Below are 18,561 nucleotides of genomic sequence, written 5' to 3' on the forward strand. Positions count from 1 at the left end.
AGAAGGAGAATGATCGAATTGAAATACAAGCATATTCTATTTGATTTGGACGGAACCCTGACCGATCCGCGCGAAGGCATCACGAAAGCTGTGAGGCACGCACTCGGTCAGCATGGGATTATCGTCAACGATCTTTCCGAGCTGGAATGCTTTATCGGTCCCCCGCTCCAGGAGACCTTCACCGAAAAGTACCATTTCAGCGAGGCCGAGGCTTGGGAAGCAATTCTGAGCTATCGTGAATATTTCAAGGACACCGGCCTGTATGAAAATGAAGTATATGTCGGCATTCGCGATGTATTGGATCTATTGTTATCGCAAGGGCGACAGTTGTATGTCGCTACCTCCAAGCCTGCGGTTTTTGCGCAAACGATACTTGAGCATTTCCAGCTGTCCACCTATTTTACCATGGTGTGCGGAAGCGAACTGGACGGCACCCGGTCCGCCAAAACCGAAATCATTCAGCATGTTCTGGATAACTGCCGTATTCATGCTTCGGAAGCCGTCATGATCGGAGATCGGATGCATGATTTAATAGGAGCACGGAATTGCGGGATACACAGCATGGCTGCAGGTTACGGCTATGGTTCGGAGGAAGAGCTGAAGGCATGCCAGCCGACCTATTTCTTCAAAACGGTGGAGGAGATGCTCCGGTCGTTTGCAAGCTTAGCGGTTTAGGATCGGCCTGCCGATGAGACGGAGGCTTCGATTTTTCGCCTAACATCGGTTATAATGGTCTTAACCAGTCGGAATGTCATAATTTGTGAAGGGAGGGGCATGATCATGATGGGAAGATTGACGATGAGCTCTATGCAAAGTCTAAATGATGAACAACGGCGGTTGTTTGCATGGAGCGATGAGAAAGTTACCGCCTGATTACCTCGCGTAGAGAGGGCCGTTTATCTATTGGACTTTGCATCCTTAAAACCTTTATTTTAATTTTAAGGAGCAGAGCTACCATGAAATATATAAACGCGGATATTATACTTCCCGAGGAATTGCTGAAGGAAGTGCAAAAATATGTACAGGGCGGGATGGTATACATCCCGAAACCCGAAGGTTTGCGCAAGAAATGGGGAGAAAACTCGGGCAGCCGGGTGTATTTGAAAAAAAGAAACCTGGAAATCCGGCAGCTATTTGCTTCAGGCGCCACGATTGACCAGCTTTCTTCTCAGTATTGTTTATCCTGCGATTCCATCAAAAAAATCGTGTATACCAAAAACAAGTAAAAGCAAGTCACATTGGAACTGATTCTGATGTGGCTTTTTTCTTGTGTTTAAAAGTCATTTTAAACTAATCGTTATATAGGAAATGCAGCTGCTGAGCAATTATAATCATTCAAGAACGTTCAAATCCATAGAGCAGAGGTGAGTTCATGAATGAGTTTTTTCAATTTGAAACAGAAGAACAAAGATGTGCGCTGCTCGAAAGAGCCAAAAGGGTTGCGGTATCGGCACTTCAGCAATATAACCTGAGATGGGTTGAGATTGAATTTATCGGTATTTCGGACACGATTACATATCAAGTTAGGACGAACATAGATGAAACCTGCTTGTTAAGAATTCATTCGGATCGGCGGTGCAGCAATGAAATCGACCTGGAGCTTCAATTTCTGGATGCCCTTATTGCCGCAGGTATCAAAGTGCCGACAGGTATAACCACTCCAAGTGGGTTAAGATGGTTGACAATCGATACAGATCATGGATTCAAAGCACCTCTTGTCACCGTTATGAAATGGGTGGATGGAGTGCATGCGCATGAAAGACTTACAGAAGACCAGGCTTATCAGGTAGGTGTCTTGATTGCTCAACTGCATGAAGCGGCACTTGGCTTCGAAAGACCTTCTGATTGCCGGGGGCCGGTATGGGGGATAAACTCTTATAGAGAAGCGCTCGCCAAGTTGGAACGATATGCGGGGACTTTTTTGTCGGAAGCCTCATTTATACTATACCAACTCGCAGCTGAAAAGGTTATATCCCAGCTTGATCATATGAACGCTGACGATTTCAACTACGGTCTCATTCATGCCGATTTGCATTTGGGGAATCTGGTATTTGAAGGGGGATTTCCTCATCCGATTGATTTCGGTAGATGTGGCTATGGTTATTTTCTTTACGATTTGGCAGCGGTAATGTTGTCACTCGTTCCGAACCAACGTTTAAAAGTGCTTCAAGGATATGAAAGCGTGCGGAAGTTGGGCTCGAATTATATTCATTCTCTGGAATGCTTTTTCATCATGATCATGATGGAGAATTATAGTCACCATGCCTCCAATCCAAGAGAGACAGAAAGTCTTAAGAGTGAGCAAATCTATGCGCTAGCCTATATCCATGAATATTTGCGCGGACGTCCGTTTCTGCTGAATGTGGTAGAGCCCATAGAAATAGACGATGTACCAATCTCTAGTTGATCCAGTCATGATAGAAGGGTATCATGTTATCATCATACGCGTTACAGAATGGGAGAGAAAAGCTTGCAAGTAACGAACCAACCAGGTGAATTTAATACCTGCTTGATCATCATGATCGCCACCATCGTATGGGTTCAATGGTCATCATTCCTTCTATCCGTGGCGTGGGGAATCGGACTGATCCTGATAATATATACGATGTTCAAGCTTAGAAGCGTACGCAAGATATCGATTCAGATAAATGACACGGCCATCGTGGCGCTTATCATGGTGATAGGTTATATGCTCTATCATTCTTCTGGTGAAATCATTAAAAATGGATTAGCGGGGCACGATGCCTGGGCGATCATCCTGTCGAGGCTAAGTCTGATATTATTTGTATTCCCCTTTGCACTGGCGGCCATTTTAACGAAGGAAAAACCGTTATACCTTGCCACAGGTTCATGGGGAAAAACGATTTATTTTCCATGGATATTCAAGGGCCCGCTCAAGGATCCGATCTGGCGTTTCATGCTTATTTTCCTGGTTATCGTCTGTGCCATATTTTCATTTTTTATTGACTGGGGACAGCCGCAACTTCTCGTTCTTATCGGTTATGCACTATCATTTGCGCTGATCAATGCCGTCCTTGAGGAGCTGTTGTGGCGGGGATACATACTTAGTCATTTTGTAAGTGGATTTGGGGAGCTGAAAGGGCTTGTCATCGCCGGAGCTACCTTTGGTTTATACCATTACCACCTAGGTTTTTCGTGGCCGGTTTGCCTGTTGTTTTCAATCTTTGGCATCATGATGGGCGGCGTGGCTATTCGTTCGAAAGGATTGGCTCCCGTCATGGTCATGCATTTTGCGATGAACGTTCTATTCGTCCTTAGCGGTATGATTCTGTAACCTTCCTAAGGGCGTCGATAGACGTTTTTTTTGTTTTGGCCGGTACGGGCAAACTAGGGGACAAGCTGTGTTGGTCTTGTTTTTAGATTCATCCTAATTTTTTTTGAAAAAAGTGCAGGGGCAGCTTATAAAGCCGACGTCTATGTATTTGGGAAGGAGGGGAGAGTTATTGATGCAGAAACGTTAATCGCGCTCATCCTGCAAGGTGAGCAAGAAGCCTTTCGGGAACTGGTGAACCAATACAGCCAGCACGTGTTCCATACGGCATACTCGGTCCTGCGGGATGCCAAGGAAGCGGAGGATGCGTCGCAGGAAGTGTTTATACAAGTATACAAAGCTCTCCCCCAGTACAGATCTGAAGGTTTTAAGACCTGGATTACCCGCATCGCCTTGAACAAAGCGATTGACATGAAGAGGAAGCTTTCCCGTAAACCGCCGGAGCAGCTGCCCGGCGAACATGAAGAAGTGCTGGATAAACTCCCTTCCCGGGACGAGGATGTGGTTTCTCTGCTCATACATAAGGAGAGAAGAGAGGAACTTCGAGAGAAAATTGAAGCATTGCCGGACAATCACCGCGTCATTATTACGGCTTTTTATTTGGAAGAGAAAAACTACGAACAAATCGCAGCCGAGCTGAATGTCACGGTCAAGACGGTTGAATCGAAATTATACCGGGCCAGACAATGGATTCGGAAATCGTGGAAGGAGGAGGAGTGGAAATGAACGCCAAGGATCACGAGCTCAAGCTGCTGACCGAACGTTATGTTAGAGGGGAAGGCTCGCCCGAAGAACGAACTTCATATGAAGAGCTCATGCTAACGGATGACGACGTGCTGGAGATCTATATGCAGGTTCTGTCGGAGCTTGATGCCGAACTTCCCGGTATGGCAGATCCGGAAGCATTTGCCGAGCAGGTGGTGGAACATGAACAGATTAAGCCTTACACCCCGAAAGCACCGCTGCGGATTCAGGAACGGCCTAAGCGCTGGTACGAACGCGCCATCGTCCATTATGCCATAGCGGCGTCCATTACGATGCTGTTCCTCTTCACCGGGGCATTCGACCGGCTGCTTCCCAGTGAGATTAGCGGTCAGGTCCCTTTATCCGATACGCCTTCCTATAGTGAGCAATGGGTGGAAAAAACAACGGGCTGGCTGGACCGGCTATTATCCAGATAAGAAAAATGAAAGGAAGATGCTTAGTGCAACCGCAACGAAGTAAAGGTTTTGCCTTTATACTCAATATCCTTCCGGGTCTCGGCCATTATTACTGGGGGAGGAAGGGACGGGCGCTGTTATATCCGCTGCTGTTCTTCGGAAGCCTGTTCGGCGGGATTTTGTTTGGGATCATGTCGGCTTCCGACGCAGTATTTGCGCTGGGACTTCTCGGTGCTTTAATGATCTGGGGGATCAGCATGCTCGATCTGCTCATTGCGTTGATCCGTTATACCCCCGTCACGATTATTCATGATGAATTCGGGCGGCCGATGGAGATTCGCCAGGACAAGAGCGATGAGTCCGAGCGCTTTTATACCATCCTGCTGTCCTTCATTCCCGGCCTTGGCCATTTTCAACTGGGCTTGATGCAGCGCGGGCTGTCATTCCTGATCGCCTTTTTCGGACTTGGAACGATTCTGGTGTTCCTGACGGGGTTGACTCATGAATCGGTGTTCCTGCTGTTTTTGGGCATGCTGCCGATCATATGGCTTTATTGCATGTTTGACGTGGTACAGCTGGTTCACCGCAAGCAAGCCGGGGATCTGCTCATAGACCGCACGCTGTTTGATGAGCTGGAGAGCGGCCGGGAGAGCGGACGCCGCAGCAAAGTGTTTGCCACCTTGCTGTCGGCGTTTCCCGGAGCGGGTCAAATGTATTTGGGTTTGCAAAAACGAGGACTGCAGCTCATGGTTCTATTTCTTGGCAGCATCTATGTACTGGATGTGCTTAAGCTCTCGGTATTTCTGTTTTTGATCCCGTTGATCTGGTTTTATGCCTTTTTCGATGGTTTGCAGCAAGTCAGCCGCTATGGCCGGGAGCCGCTCCGGGATCGGCCGATCATCTCGGGCCTTGGAAATCAGCAGCGCTGGCTAGGGCTTGGCCTGCTCATTCTTGGCATCTATTTCGTATTTACGAGCGTTGTGATGCCTTATGTTGAAACGCTGTTTCCGGATTTGCACCTGGATTACCGGATTCGAACCTACATGAAAACCGTAATCGTAGCGGTGCTTCTCATCGGAGGAGGAATCAAGCTGATGACAGGCTCGAAGAAGGATTCACGGAGTGGAAATCGTCCATTTTATGATTCCGACAACGATTGAAATATCTGATCATCTGAAAGATTCCAACCGATGATCAAGCGTGCTCAAATCAACCAGTAATGATGAACGAGACATGGGGGGAGATATTGTGGCCAAGAATCTGTATTATTTGTTGTACATTGCTCTGTTTGTTGGGACCTGTTTGTTTGTCGTCAATGCCTACTCCTCGCCGGATCCGGTACCGTCGCCTTCGATCTCTTTATCGGAGCAGGATCAGAATCGGCTATGATTCACCTAGCGTTTAGCGTTCCAAAGAAAAAACCTGTAAAACGATTGTGATCGTTTTACAGGTTTTTTAGCTTTCGTTCAACGAGAATATAAATCAGGATAAAAACGATGACGGTCGAAATCACGGTCGTCATGAAGTGGCCGGTAAGCCTGGCGATCAGCAGCAGGATGACTCCGAAAATCATCAGCAGCAAGCTGACGTAGGCATTGGCAACTTTAAAATTCCGTTCATTTTTGAGTGAAGACGTCGTTTTGTAAGCATAAAAACTGTTGGAGCTTTTAGGCGGAATCAAAAAGAGGACCAATCCGTACAAAATAAACACGACGCCGATGGCTAAGCTTTCAAGCACCCTATACACTCCTCTGGAAGGATAAGCTGGATGCACCCCGAACCGAAGCGGTCGGATTTCAGGGTGCCTGGACCTGTCACGCGGGATATCCGGCTGATTAAGCTCAATCCCCGCAAGGCTAAAATTACTTGGAACCGGCTGCATTCAGAAGCAAACGGCGGTAGGAGTATTCGAATATAAACTCAAAAGCCTCCAGATGTTTTTTGGCTTCGAACGCATTTTTGCCCCAGGCGTAGATGCCGTGGTTGCGCAGCAAAATGCCGGGTACCGCCGGATCGAGCGCGCCGGGAACGAGCTCTGCAATCCGCGGGATGTCCGCATAGTTCGGCAGGATCGGAATGCGGATCGCCGCGTCCTCTTCCCAAATGTTAAAGGCTTTGATCAGCTCGATTCCTTGGGCAGGCACGTAACCTTGTTCACCATACCAATCGCTGATCAGGTTGTTGTCGATGGTGTGCACATGGAAAATGGCGCCGCAGCCGGTTTTCCGGTAGATTTCACAGTGGATTAAAGTCTCCGCGCTGGGCTTTAAGCCGGTTGCTTCGCAAGGGACACCGTTCTGGTCCACAAAGAGATAATCCTCCGGCGTATGTACGGATTTGTCTTTTCCGCTGGCCGTGACGGCAAAATAAAACTGCTCCGGATGGAAATCGCCAACACGGACAGAAAGATTGCCGCTTGTACCCGGGAACCAGTTTCTGGATGCAAACAGTTCCTTGATTCCTCTAAGTTCCTGCAGCGCAGCCTGTTTCTGTTCGAGCTGGATATCTGAAAATGCCACTTACAGCACCTCCTGCGTAAACTTGTCTTTCATGTCGTTCTGAATATCGGTAAATGTCTCGAAGGGTACATGAAACACGCCAAGCTTCTTGCACTGCTCGGTGAGCGTGGATCGGGAATAAACCAGGTCGGCCTGCTTGGCGCCTTCAAAATCGGTAAGGCTGTCACCGATCAGAATCCGGTAATATCGGTCGGCTGGAAAACGGTCCATCACCGTAACCTTGCACATGCCGCAGTCGTTATGGCAGGATTCCTTGCAAGGATGAGGCCAGGTAATCTTAATGCGATCCCCTTCGAAATCGGCACCGTTGCAGAAGATATGGTCCGCCGGAATGCCAAAGGGCTTCAGCAGAGGATCGACAAAGAAATCGATGCCGCCGCTTGTGACATAGAACTCGATCTGTTCGGATTTCAAATAGTCAAGGAACGCTGCGAAGCCTTCCCTTATCCCGGCATGGCTCAGCACATACTCGGTAATTTCTTCTCTCATGGAGGAAGGGAAGAGCGCGAACATGCGGCCAACGCCTTCCCGAATTGAAATGGTGCGGTCAACCGTATCCTGCATGAGCGGCTCGAAGCCTTCCGGTTTGAAGTGTTTCATGATGGCGACGATGTTATCGTTGTTCGTGATAGTTCCGTCAAAATCGCAAAAAATAATTGGCTGTTTTGCTCCAGATGTCATGCTTCTCCTCCCCAGATGTCCAGTGCGGCTTTCAGTTCTTCGTGCTCTTCGGCATAGTGGGCAAGCGGCACGGATTTCATCGTTGCCTCAATCGCCTGTACAAAGGCTTTGCCGCCAGCTTCGGTTCCCATCGGATGACCGTGGATTCCGCCGCCTGCGTTAACGACCACATCGGTGCCGAAATCCCGGATGATGCGCGGAACGAGTCCAGGATGAATTCCCGCGGACGGTACCGGCATGCTTCGCTTCACGCCAAGCTTAGCGCTATGCAGCTCGTCGCGAATGGCGAGATTCTCTTCCCTCGGCATCGTGACGGAGCCGTAAGGAGAAGGGAAGAGCACCAGATCGGCTCCGGCGATCCGCATCAGCTGGCCGAGCAGCACAGGTGCCGCAATCCCATAGTGCGGAGAAGGATAGATGGCGCCGGCAAGCGCTGGGTGAGCCGCGATGGGCACCGTAATCTCCGGATCGCTGCTCAGCTCGTGCAGGACGTCATACCCGTAGGACAGCACATTGAAGAGCAGGGCATTGGCGCCTGCATCGATCGCGCGCAATGCCTGCTCGCGCAGCTGCGATGTACGTCCGGTCAAATTGGCCGCGTACAGCAGTTTTTTGCCCGTCTGCTGTTCAACGTCCGCAGCGGCTTGAATGCACATGCTGACCCGTTTTTCAATCGGGGTGAGGTCGTTCTCGAACAGGATTTCATCATCCTTGATCAGATCCACGCCACCGAGCGCCTGGCGGATAAATTGGGCTCTAAGCTCGTCCGCATTCAGTCCGATCACCGATTTGAAGATGCTCATGAGCAGCGGACGGTCATGGACGCCGAGAAGGCCTCTGATTCCGTCGATGCCATGCTTCGGTCCGGGAAATGCACTCAGGAAGTCGGGAGACAGATCCAGGGACGTCAGCTTGATGCGCCCGTCCATGGAAATTTTGCCGAACACGGTCACCAGCAGGGCAGGAATATCCCGGCTAAAATTGATGTCCGGATAAGCGATGCAGACATCCGCATAACGGCTGCCGGGCTCCCAGCCCTCGTGAACCTGAATGTCAACGACCTCGCCAAGATGTTTCTGCATGGCTTCGCGTTTGGCCTGCGGCAGCTCGGTCCAGCTGCCAACCGTCATGCCAACGGCGATGGAGGTCGCTTTCTTACGGAAATCCGCCTGGTCGTCATAAATTCGGTACGTTGCAATACAGCGGCTCATGAGATCTGCTCCTTCAGCATCGCGCCCATTTCTTTGGAGCGCTCAGCGCAGCGGTTTACGGCGGCAATGACCGTTTCGAAAAAATCGCCTTTGTCGAGCGTTTCCAGGGCAGCTTGCGTCGAACCGTTCGGCGATGTAATCTTCGCGCGCAGCGACGACGGCTGTTCCCCGGTCTGCTGGACCATGCGGGCGGCACCCAGAATGGTTTGAAGCGTCAGCTCGCGGCTTTGCTCCGGCGTCAGGCCACCGCGGATTCCCGCTGCGGTCATGGCCTCCATCATGTAATAGAAGTAAGCCGGGCCGCTGCCGGATATCCCGGTCAGGATGTCCATCTTCTCTTCTTCGATGACCGTCACGTGGCCAACTGCTTCGAACAAAGTCAGCACGAGCTGACGCTGTTCTTCGCTGATATTCTTCGAGAACGCAATGCCCGTGGAACCAAGCCCGATCGAAGCGGATGTATTCGGCATCGTTCTAGCAATGGGCTGCTGGTTTCCTAGCAGCGTCTGCGTCGTATAAATCGAAAGTCCGGCGATCACGGAGATGATCAATTGGTCGCTGGAAAGCTTGGGTCCCAGTTCTTTCAGCGCTTTGGCGGCATCCTTCGGTTTCATGGCCAGCACGATCACCGGCGAGGTTTTCAAAATTTCGATTTTGGCGGCCTCGTCGTTGTTGATCTGGACGCCGTACCGTTCGCTCAGTTCCAGAAGGCGCTGGGCGTTACTACGGTTCAGCATCGTAATATTCTCGGGAAGCACGACAGAACGGCTCACTAATCCTCGTACGATCGCTTCGGCCATCGAGCCTGCGCCGTAGAAGGTGATTGCTTTATCTATTAAAGGTCGGTTCTGCGGAGATTGGCACATCGTTTTGTTCCTCCTTCATGGCTTTTGGATGAATGATTTATTCGCGTATTTGACCACTACCGATAATAACATATTTGGAGGAAGTAAGCGCGGGTAACCCCATAGGTCCCCGGGCATGCAGCTTCTGGGTGCTGATCCCGATCTCGGCGCCGAAGCCGAATTCAAAGCCGTCGGTGAAGCGGGTCGAAGCGTTATGATAGACAGCCGCTGCGTCTACTTCCTGCAGGAAACGCTCCGCATGATCCTCGTTCTCCGTTACGATGCATTCGGAATGCTTCGTGCCATATACCGAAATGTGCTCGATGGCCTCATCCAGGCGGTCCACGATTTTAATGTTCAAAATGTAGTCGTTATACTCTGTCGCGTAATCCTCGGACGTTGCGACGGCAGCCCAAGGAATATATTCCAGGGTTCGCTGGCATCCGCGCAGCTCGACATTACGCTCACGGAATGCTTCGGCCAGCGAAGTCAGGTGCGATTTGGCATAATCCGCATGGACGAGCAGGGTTTCCATGGAATTGCAGACCGAAGGGCGCTGCACCTTGGCATTGATGCTGATAGCGGCGGCCATGTCCGGCCGTGCCGATGCGTCCAGGTACGTATGGCATATGCCCGCCCCGGTTTCGATGACCGGCACGGTGGCGTTCATCACGACGTTCTGGATTAGGGAGCTGCCGCCGCGCGGGATGATGACATCCAGCAGTCCGTTCAGTTTCAGCATTTCATCCACGGAGGAGCGGTTCGGGTCCTCGATAAGCTGAAGCGCTTCTTTAGACAGCGCAGTGCGTTCCATAGCTTCGTGAAGCACTTCGATGATTTTGCGGTTGGAGGAGAGGGCGGATGATCCGCCCCGCAGGACGACCGCATTACCCGTCTTCAAGCATAGTCCTGCGGCATCGACCGTCACATTGGGACGTGCTTCATATATGATGCCGATCACGCCCAGGGGAACGCGTTTCTTCACGATGTTCAGTCCGTTCGGACGATCGATCGTTTCCAAGGTGTCGCCGATCGGGTCGGGTAGCTCCACGATTTGGCGCAACCCTTCGGCAATGCCCTCGATTCTGGCTTCGTTCAGTGCCAGCCGATCCAGCAGGGAAGCAGAGGTGCCAAGCTCTTTCCCGCGCCGAAGATCCTCTGCGTTGGCTTCCATGATATCTGCCGTCCGCTGGATTAGTGCGTCGGCCATGATCAGCAGCGCCTGATTTTTCTCCTCCGTGCTCAATCTGCCAAGACGAAATGCAGCCTGCTTGGCGAGCTGAGCTTTATTGCGTACCTCACTCATGATGATTCCTCCTTCGTATAGGTGATTAAAAGATATAACTTCGGGATGCGATACGGACTATTTTAACGTAATCCATTCATCGCGGTGAATAACCTCGAGCCGATGGATCTCGCCGATAATCCCGATGACTTGGCTGCTCGGCAATCCGAGCACGGCCTGCAGCTGGTCCTCGTCGTAATTGACGATGCCTCTGCCGAGCCTTTCGTTGTCCATATTGACGACTTCCACCACATCGCCTGCATGGAAACTGCCTTCGATCCGTTTAACGCCAACGGGAAGGAGGCTGTGACCTCCGTGGATCAGCGCCTTCTCGGCACCGGGATCGACTACGATCCGACCCAGAGGCGAGGACATAAAGCCGAGCCATTGCTTCTTCACAGGCAGGGCTGACAGGTGAGTGGCAAAATACGTACCTTTGCCGCTGCGCTCCAATGCTTTCACCAGATCGCCGGGTTCGTTGGCTTTGCCGATGAAAACGGGAACGCCGCCGCGGGTGGCGATTTTGGCGGCATCGATTTTCGAGCGCATGCCGCCGGTTCCGACGCTGGAGCCGGCCCCTCCCGCCATGCTGTAAATTTCATCGGTAATGTCATGAATTTCCTCGTATTTTTTGGCATCCGGCGACTTGCGCGGATCGGCCGTGTATAAGCCGTCCGTATCGGTCAGGATGATTAATTGCTGAGCGCGGACAAGGTTGGCGACTAGTGCGGATAACGTATCGTTATCGCCGAATTTCAGCTCGTCAATCGAAACCGTGTCGTTCTCGTTAATGATGGGGATGACGCCTTGCTTCAGAAGCTCCGTAATCGTCATGTTGGCGTTGTTCATGCGTTTGCGGTTCGCAAAGTCCATTCTCGTCAACAGAATCTGGGCCGCTTTCAATTGATGGGAGGCCAGCGCATTCTGGTAGGCCCGCATGAGCAGCGCTTGGCCCAATGCAGCGGATGCTTGCTTCTCATGGAGCAGCTTGGGTCTCGTCTCGTACCCGATCTCCCTAAACCCTGCAGCGACGGCTCCGGAGGTCACGAGGAGAACTTCATGGCCGGCCTCGCGGAGCCCGGCAAGTTCCCCGGCAAAAAACGCGACCGAATCCAGATTAAGTCCGCCTTCGTCTGTCGTTAGGGAGCTGCTTCCAATCTTTACGACGATGCGCGAGAGCATCGTGATCACTTCCTTGTATTTATGATGGTAGGAATGGCTGTTACGAATCCATTTCCCTGAAAATAAAAAAACTTTCGTCCTGTATGAGAAAGGACGAAAGTTGGACTTCCGCGGTACCACCTTTATTGATGAGCGCAGCTCATCCGGCTTTGGCCCTGTAACAGAAGGCGCTGTCCTGGCAAGCCAGGCCGCTCGGGGGTAGGATTCGGAAAGGGGTCACGGCAAATTCTTTCAGCCCATGGAATTTGCTCTCTGATCATCGTGCCGCATGCTTTCGTACTGGTCCCGTCTTTGCGTTTGTTTTTGGAAACTGCATTCGATTGTTATTGCAAGAATAGCACATCGTTTTTGATTTTTCAAAAGGAATTCGGTTAGCCGAACAGGTTCAGCTTGCCAATCCGGTAGGCGGCTTCCCGCATTCGTTCCTCGCTGCTTAACAGGCCGACGCGGACATACCCCTCGCCGTGATCCCCAAAGCCTACGCCAGGTGCGACGGCCACCTTGGCCTCCTCCAGCAGCAGGTCGGCAAAGGTTACCGAGGTGTATCCCTTCGGCACGGGCAGCCAGCTAAAGAAGGAGCCGGCCGGTTTAGGGGCCTGCCACCCGATTTCGGACAGGGCACCGTAGAAGGCATCCCTTCTCGACTGGTAGCGCGACACCAGTTGGTCGACGCAGTCCTGCGACGAGGTGAGAGCCGCTGCCGCAGCCGCTTGGATGCCGCCGAACAGGCTGACATAGATATGGTCCTGCAGCATATTGATCAGCGAGATGATGTTTGGGTTCCCCAAGGCGAAGCCGACGCGCCATCCTGCCATATTGTAGGTTTTGGAGAGGGTGTAGAATTCCACGCCCACCTCCTTGGCGCCTTCCGCTTGCAGGAAGCTGACCGGACGGTCTCCGTCAAAACCGATCGCCCCGTATGCAAAGTCACTGGCTACCACGATCCCGTGTTCGGCGGCGAATGCCACCGTATCCTCGTAGAAGGATAAAGGAGCGACGGCGGATGTCGGGTTGTTCGGGTAATTCAGGAACATCAGCTTCGCTTTTTCCCGGTCTGCAGGCGATATAGCAGTATAGTCGGGGAGGAAGCGGTTATCTGCGGTTAACGGCATGAACTTCATTTGCGCGCGGGCGAGAGCAACGCCTGACCAGTAATCCGGGTAACCCGGGTCCGGGACAAGACAGACATCCCCTGGGTTCAGGAGGATTTGCGGCAGCTGCACCAGCCCGGTTTTTCCCCCGAACAGAATGGCGACTTCCGTTTCCGGATCCAGATCGACGTTATAGTCCTCCTTGTATCGATGCGCGATGGCTTCCTTCAGGAAGGAAAAGCCGGTAAAAGGCGAATATTTGTGAAACTGCGGATTGTCGGCCGCCTCCTTCAGGCTCGATACGATATGAGGCGGCGTGGGCTGATCGGGATTTCCCTGCCCGAGATTGATTACATCATGCCCTTGAGACACTTGGCGGTTTACCTTGGAGACCAGGGTCGCGAAAAATTGCGTAGGCAGCTGGGCCATGATCTCGGCCGGCTCTATGTGGAAAACGTCTGGCTTTTTGTTCATTGCAGGTTCATCACTCCGTTATCTGATTACACTCTAAATACGTCTATAATGGAAAACAATTAGGATTAATTTAACACGATTTATCAGGGGTGTATAGAGGGAAATGGGGCTAGGGTGTTGCAGCAGCGGCGCTGGAGAGGCTATGATGATGACATATAAGAGAAGGTTGAACCCCGGAAGAAGAAGCAGGCACATGCATTTCATGATCGCATGGAGACCGCCCCTGGATTCAACTCAAACAACGGGAGGCTGCAAGATGACTGGAGAAGCAAAGGCTCAGCTTCATATCGCACTTATTCAAGCTGATATTGAAATAGGCAACGTCCAGGCCAACGTGGATAACATGCTCGGCATGATGGAGAAGGCGGCAGCGGCGAACCATAAGCCGGACGTGATCGTGCTGCCGGAGATGTGGAACACCGGATATGCGCTGGACCGGATCCATGAGCTCGCCGACCCTATGGGACAAGAAACCTCTTCGATGCTGAGCGAGTTTGCTCGAAAGCACCGCATCCAAGTCGTTGGCGGTTCCGTAGCCGAACGGATCGAAGACCGGATTTATAACAGCATGTACGTCTTTAACCGGAACGGGGAGCAGATCGCCAAATATTCCAAAATCCATTTGTTCCGCCTGATGGACGAAGAGAAGTTCCTGGAAGCCGGACAGCAGACCGTAACCTTTGATCTGGAAGAAATGAAGGCGGGCGCGTCGATCTGTTACGATATCCGGTTCCCGGAATTGTCCCGCACCCTCGCGCTTGGCGGCGCTCAAGTGCTGTTCGTGCCTGCGGAATGGCCCCATCCGAGGCTGCATCATTGGAGAACGCTGCTCCTCGCCAGGGCGATCGAGAACCAAATGTATGTCGTAGCCTGCAATCGCGTAGGAACCAGCGGCGAAACGGACTTTTTCGGCCATTCCATGATCATTGACCCATGGGGCGAGATCATCGCCGAAGGGGATGAGCGGGAAACGATCGTGACAGGCACGCTGGATTGCAAGCTCACGGATGAAGTGAGAGGTCGCATACCGGTTTTTGAGGACCGTCGGCCACATTTGTATTTCCAATAGAACGCGTAGGATCCAAACCTCCAAATATGAAGTTTCATCTGGGCAGCGGCGGGTATACTATGGGTAATCCGTCTGAGAGGAGGCTTTGAATCATGGCAGAGAACAACCAATTCGACAGCCGAAACAATGAACAGGAACAAGAACAGAAAGAGCAGTTCCGCAATTTTGTTGAGAGCGTAGCCGGAGGCGGGAACGGGAAAAACGAATCGATTCAGGATCAGTCCCGTACCGCGGACGAACAGAACCGAATGATCGACCAGCATAATTTGCGCAAATAGGGTTCGGTTTATGATGAACATGGGTAATCTTTTGGCTTCCAGGTGAAAAAGAGGCACAGCCGTTGTCATTCGACGATGGCTGTGCCTCTTTGCTCTTTATTCGTATTAAACGGCATTCATTTGCGTTTATTTATCCTGAACGCCTTCTACCACAAGCTTGTCCATGACCTGCTTGAACGTGTCGATGAACGCATCCGCCGCTTTGGACAAATACCGGCCGTTTCGGTAAGCGACGACCAGCGTGCGGCTCGGCACCGGATCCGCGAGCGGCAGATACACCGGAATAAACTCGCTGCGTTTCGCACGGGCAATGAACCGGGGAACCAGCGTGATCCCCATCCCGGTAGCGACCAAAGACTGGAGGGTCTCGATGTTGCTGCTCTCGAATACAACGTTCGGCTCGAAGCCGGCCTCCCGGCATATATCGAAGGTAAGCTTCCGGAAGCCCTGACCCTTCTTGAGCACGACAAACGCTTCGTTTCGGATTTCGTCGATCGTAATGGGGCGTACGGGATCGGAGGCCGCCCGCAGCGCAAGCGGGTGCTGGGGAGGAACTGCCAAATCGATCATTTCCTCGCCGATCGGAATCCAGGACAAGGACGGCTCCGCCAAGGGCAGCGCAAGCAGGCTAAGATCCGCCTTGCCGCTGGCCGTCAGCTTCTCCAGATTCATGGAGGAGTCCTCCAAAAGGGTGATTTCGATATCCGGATATCCTTTTTTGAAAGCAGGCAAAACTCGGGGCAGCAGATGAGAGCCGGTTATCGGCATGCTGCCCACGACGACTTTCCCCTTCCGTAGCTGGGAGATGTCCGACATCTCCTGTTTCAGCTGCTCGACGGCGTCCATGATCTTCTGCGCATGCTCGACAAAGCTGGCACCGGCATGGGTAAGCTCGACGTTGCTCGTATTGCGCTGGAACAGCAGCACCCCGAGTTCTTTCTCGAGTTTGGAGAGCTGCTGGCTCAGGGAAGGCTGGGCGATATGAAGCTTCTCCGCGGCGCGCGAAAAGTTTTTGTCCGCCGCGATTTGCAGCGTATATTGCAGTTGTCTCAGTTCCATGTAAGCATCACTCCGTTATAGCTGAATCCTATTACATCTATAGATATTATATCTTGGAACAATGAAGAAGGAAATGATATATTACTATCAACGTAAAGATGATGCGTTGTAGGCCTTCCCTATAGGGATAAGGGACACACAAGCAATTATCTTCTCATGGACGTAAAGAACAATGGGGTGATTATGATGAGTAAGAAGACAATGTTCGAAAAAATTTGGGATAACCACGTGATTCATCAGGAAGAAGGCAAGCCGGGTATTCTGTATATCGACCTGCATTTGGTCCACGAGGTGACTTCCCCTCAAGCCTTCGAAGGTCTGCGTCTCAGCGGCCGCAAAGTGCGCCGCCCGGAACTTACCTTCGCCACGATGGATCACAACGTACCAACGAAAGACCGTTATAACATCACGGATCCGATTTCGAAGCAGCAAATCGACACCCTGACCAAGAACTGTCAGGATTTTGGCGTTACCCTGTATGATCTGGACACGATTGACCAAGGCGTAGTGCACGTTATGGGTCCTGAGCTTGGCTTGACGCATCCCGGCAAAACGATTGTGTGCGGCGACAGCCACACATCCACTCACGGCGCATTCGGTGCGCTGGCGTTCGGTATCGGTACGAGCGAGGTTGAGCACGTCCTGGCAACCCAATGTTTGCAGCAGGCTAAAGCGAAAACCATGGAAGTTCGTTTTGTCGGCCGCCGCAATCCCGGCGTAACGGCGAAGGACATGATCCTTGGCGTCATTGCGAAGTACGGAACCGATTTTGCAACAGGCTATGTTATCGAATATACGGGCGAAGCCATCCGCGAGTTGTCGATGGAAGAGCGCATGACGGTGTGCAACATGTCCATTGAAGGCGGAGCCAGAGCGGGCATGATCGCTCCGGATGAAACGACGTTTGAATATTTGCGCGGACGTCAATATGTTCCGCAGGGCGAAGCTTTTGATGCCGCTGTAGCAGCTTGGAAAGAGCTTGTGACAGACGAAGGCGCCGAGTTCGACGTGGTCGTTGAATTCGACGTGGAAACGCTGATCCCTCAAGTAACCTGGGGAACGAGCCCGGGAATGGGCACCGACATTTCCTCGACGGTTCCTAACCCTGCAGACTTCAAGACCGAGAACGAGCGCAAGGCAGCGGAGAAGGCGCTGGAATATATGGCGCTTGTGCCAGGGACTCCAATATCCGAGATTCCGATCGATTATGTCTTCATCGGTTCTTGCACGAATGGACGGATCGAGGATTTGCGGGCAGCAGCCGCTGTAGCGAAGGGACATAAAGTGTCCAGCAATGTGACCGCCATCGTCGTTCCGGGATCGGGCCGAGTGAAGATTCAGGCCGAAAAAGAAGGGCTCGACAAAATTTTCGTTGAGGCGGGTTTCGAATGGCGCGAAGCAGGCTGCAGTATGTGCCTTGCGATGAATCCGGATGTACTGAAGCCTGGACAGCGCTGCGCTTCCACATCCAACCGGAACTTCGAAGGTCGCCAGGGCCGCGGGGGCAGAACGCACCTCGTATCGCCGGCAATGGCAGCGGCAGCTGCGGTTAAAGGACGCTTCGTGGATGTACGTGATTGGAACTTTGCAGCCGAAGAAGTTGTGAGCTAAGAAGGACGGAGGAGAAGTTTATGCAAGCATTTACGAAATTAAACGGTATTGTCGCACCTGTCGACCGGGTGAATGTAGATACGGACGCAATTATTCCTAAACAGTTTTTGAAACGGATTGAACGCACGGGATTTGGACAGTTTCTGTTTTACGAGTGGCGGTTTGATGAAGAGGGAGGCAATATCGACAGCTTCTCGTTGAACCAGCCCCGCTACCAGGGTTCGACCATCCTGATCTCCCGTGCCAACTTTGGCTGCGGATCTTCCCGCGAGCATGCGCCTTGGGCGATTCTCGACTACGGATTCCGCGTGGTCATCGCTCCATCGTTTGCTGATATTTTCTACAATAACTGCTTCAAGAACGGAATTCTGCCGATCAAATTGTCGGAGGAGCAGGTCGAAGAGCTGTTCCAGCGGACGGAAGCGAACGAAGGCTATAAACTGAACGTGGATCTGGAGAACAAAACGATTACCGATGATCAGGGATTGCACATCGACTTCGACCTCGACGAGCACCGTCGTCAATTCCTGCTTCAAGGATTGGACGATATCGGGTTGACGCTGCAGCATGAAAGTGCAATCGATGCTTACGAGAAAAAACATGGGGAGCGCTTGTTCGCCTAATTTCGCAATCAGGCTTCAAAAGGTTACAAGATTATTAAACTTCCATTTCCTGTGTAGGAAATGGAAGTTTTTTTTGGTATTATGGAATTAATATGCAGCGGCAGCCACGATGGATCAACGTTTGATGTCAGTATTTGTCCGGAAGCATGCATACGGGAATACTGATTTACATAGTTTAAGT

21 protein-coding genes are annotated in these 18,561 nt (G+C 51.8%); 12 read left to right on the top strand and 9 right to left on the bottom strand.

All coding sequences use genetic code 11. The features are described from left to right. The first annotated feature begins 9 nt into the window (after positions 1-9). From M1D70_RS11565 to M1D70_RS11600, 8 genes are all read left to right on the top strand, one after another. Positions 10-675, top strand: coding sequence for an HAD family hydrolase (locus M1D70_RS11565; RefSeq protein WP_456289897.1), 666 nt, complete (start codon positions 10-12; stop codon positions 673-675). Positions 676-956: 281 nt separating this feature from the next. Next, positions 957-1,226, top strand: a complete 270-nt coding sequence (locus M1D70_RS11570) for a CD3324 family protein (protein WP_009595112.1) — start codon at positions 957-959, stop codon at positions 1,224-1,226. A gap of 146 nt (positions 1,227-1,372) precedes the next feature. Next, positions 1,373-2,407, top strand: coding sequence for a phosphotransferase enzyme family protein (locus M1D70_RS11575; RefSeq protein ID WP_456289898.1), 1,035 nt, complete (start codon positions 1,373-1,375; stop codon positions 2,405-2,407). A gap of 63 nt (positions 2,408-2,470) precedes the next feature. Then, the gene (locus tag M1D70_RS11580; RefSeq protein ID WP_456289899.1) at positions 2,471-3,295 is read left to right on the top strand and encodes a CPBP family intramembrane glutamic endopeptidase; all 825 of its coding nucleotides are present in this window, start codon (positions 2,471-2,473) and stop codon (positions 3,293-3,295) included. Between the two features lie 231 nt (positions 3,296-3,526). Next, on the top strand, positions 3,527-4,018 hold the full coding sequence (locus tag M1D70_RS11585) for an RNA polymerase sigma factor (protein WP_009595216.1): 492 nt from the start codon (positions 3,527-3,529) through the stop codon (positions 4,016-4,018). Continuing rightward, positions 4,015-4,473, top strand: coding sequence for a hypothetical protein (locus M1D70_RS11590; RefSeq protein ID WP_456289900.1), 459 nt, complete (start codon positions 4,015-4,017; stop codon positions 4,471-4,473). Before M1D70_RS11585 ends, M1D70_RS11590 begins: the two co-directional genes overlap by 4 nt. Before the next feature lie 23 nt (positions 4,474-4,496). Then, positions 4,497-5,612: a hypothetical protein gene (locus M1D70_RS11595; protein WP_009595199.1), complete on the top strand. Its 1,116-nt coding sequence runs from the start codon at positions 4,497-4,499 to the stop codon at positions 5,610-5,612. 88 nt (positions 5,613-5,700) lie between these two features. Further along, positions 5,701-5,841 (top strand): hypothetical protein, encoded by a 141-nt coding sequence (locus M1D70_RS11600; RefSeq protein ID WP_009595238.1) that lies wholly within the window; start codon positions 5,701-5,703, stop codon positions 5,839-5,841. A gap of 55 nt (positions 5,842-5,896) precedes the next feature. On the opposite strand, the gene M1D70_RS11605 is transcribed toward M1D70_RS11600, so the two are convergent. The 8 genes from M1D70_RS11605 to M1D70_RS11640 form a co-directional block, all read right to left on the bottom strand. Then, the gene (locus M1D70_RS11605; protein ID WP_090910864.1) at positions 5,897-6,190 is read right to left on the bottom strand and encodes an SdpI family protein; all 294 of its coding nucleotides are present in this window, start codon (positions 6,188-6,190) and stop codon (positions 5,897-5,899) included. A gap of 124 nt (positions 6,191-6,314) precedes the next feature. Further along, entirely contained in the window at positions 6,315-6,971 is a 657-nt protein-coding gene (locus tag M1D70_RS11610) for a methylthioribulose 1-phosphate dehydratase (protein WP_456289901.1), read from the bottom strand. Then, positions 6,972-7,652 (bottom strand): 2-hydroxy-3-keto-5-methylthiopentenyl-1-phosphate phosphatase, encoded by a 681-nt coding sequence (locus M1D70_RS11615; protein WP_456289902.1) that lies wholly within the window; start codon positions 7,650-7,652, stop codon positions 6,972-6,974. It abuts the gene before it with no gap. Continuing rightward, positions 7,649-8,863, bottom strand: coding sequence for a 2,3-diketo-5-methylthiopentyl-1-phosphate enolase (locus tag M1D70_RS11620; RefSeq protein WP_456289903.1), 1,215 nt, complete (start codon positions 8,861-8,863; stop codon positions 7,649-7,651). The genes M1D70_RS11615 and M1D70_RS11620 overlap by 4 nt, the downstream gene beginning before the upstream one ends. Beyond that, on the bottom strand, positions 8,860-9,729 hold the full coding sequence (proC, locus tag M1D70_RS11625; protein WP_009595094.1) for a pyrroline-5-carboxylate reductase: 870 nt from the start codon (positions 9,727-9,729) through the stop codon (positions 8,860-8,862). Before proC ends, M1D70_RS11620 begins: the two co-directional genes overlap by 4 nt. 37 nt (positions 9,730-9,766) lie before the next feature. Next, on the bottom strand, positions 9,767-11,014 hold the full coding sequence (locus M1D70_RS11630) for a glutamate-5-semialdehyde dehydrogenase (protein WP_456289904.1): 1,248 nt from the start codon (positions 11,012-11,014) through the stop codon (positions 9,767-9,769). A 57-nt stretch (positions 11,015-11,071) separates the two neighbouring features. Further along, entirely contained in the window at positions 11,072-12,175 is a 1,104-nt protein-coding gene (gene proB / locus M1D70_RS11635) for a glutamate 5-kinase (RefSeq protein WP_456289905.1), read from the bottom strand. Between the two features lie 371 nt (positions 12,176-12,546). Beyond that, positions 12,547-13,740 (bottom strand): pyridoxal phosphate-dependent aminotransferase, encoded by a 1,194-nt coding sequence (locus M1D70_RS11640; RefSeq protein WP_009595145.1) that lies wholly within the window; start codon positions 13,738-13,740, stop codon positions 12,547-12,549. A 256-nt stretch (positions 13,741-13,996) separates the two neighbouring features. On the opposite strand from M1D70_RS11640, the gene M1D70_RS11645 reads away from it, so the two are divergent. Further along, on the top strand, positions 13,997-14,809 hold the full coding sequence (locus M1D70_RS11645) for a carbon-nitrogen family hydrolase (protein WP_009595107.1): 813 nt from the start codon (positions 13,997-13,999) through the stop codon (positions 14,807-14,809). Between the two features lie 92 nt (positions 14,810-14,901). Continuing rightward, the gene (locus M1D70_RS11650; protein WP_009595149.1) at positions 14,902-15,087 is read left to right on the top strand and encodes a hypothetical protein; all 186 of its coding nucleotides are present in this window, start codon (positions 14,902-14,904) and stop codon (positions 15,085-15,087) included. Positions 15,088-15,213: 126 nt separating this feature from the next. Here M1D70_RS11650 and M1D70_RS11655 read toward each other — a convergent pair whose 3' ends face one another. Then, positions 15,214-16,146, bottom strand: a complete 933-nt coding sequence (locus M1D70_RS11655) for a LysR family transcriptional regulator (RefSeq protein ID WP_015734588.1) — start codon at positions 16,144-16,146, stop codon at positions 15,214-15,216. Positions 16,147-16,332: 186 nt separating this feature from the next. Here M1D70_RS11655 and leuC point away from each other — a divergent pair, with 186 nt between their 5' ends. Together leuC and leuD are read left to right on the top strand one after the other, a co-directional pair. Beyond that, positions 16,333-17,757 carry a 3-isopropylmalate dehydratase large subunit gene (gene leuC / locus M1D70_RS11660; protein WP_036673780.1) on the top strand — a complete coding sequence of 475 codons (1,425 nt, stop codon included), beginning with the start codon at positions 16,333-16,335 and terminating at the stop codon, positions 17,755-17,757. Positions 17,758-17,777: 20 nt separating this feature from the next. Beyond that, positions 17,778-18,380 carry a 3-isopropylmalate dehydratase small subunit gene (gene leuD / locus M1D70_RS11665; protein ID WP_009595248.1) on the top strand — a complete coding sequence of 201 codons (603 nt, stop codon included), beginning with the start codon at positions 17,778-17,780 and terminating at the stop codon, positions 18,378-18,380. The last annotated feature ends 181 nt before the right edge of the window (positions 18,381-18,561 follow it).

The sequence above is a fragment of the Paenibacillus sp. AK002 genome, from assembly GCF_053903045.1.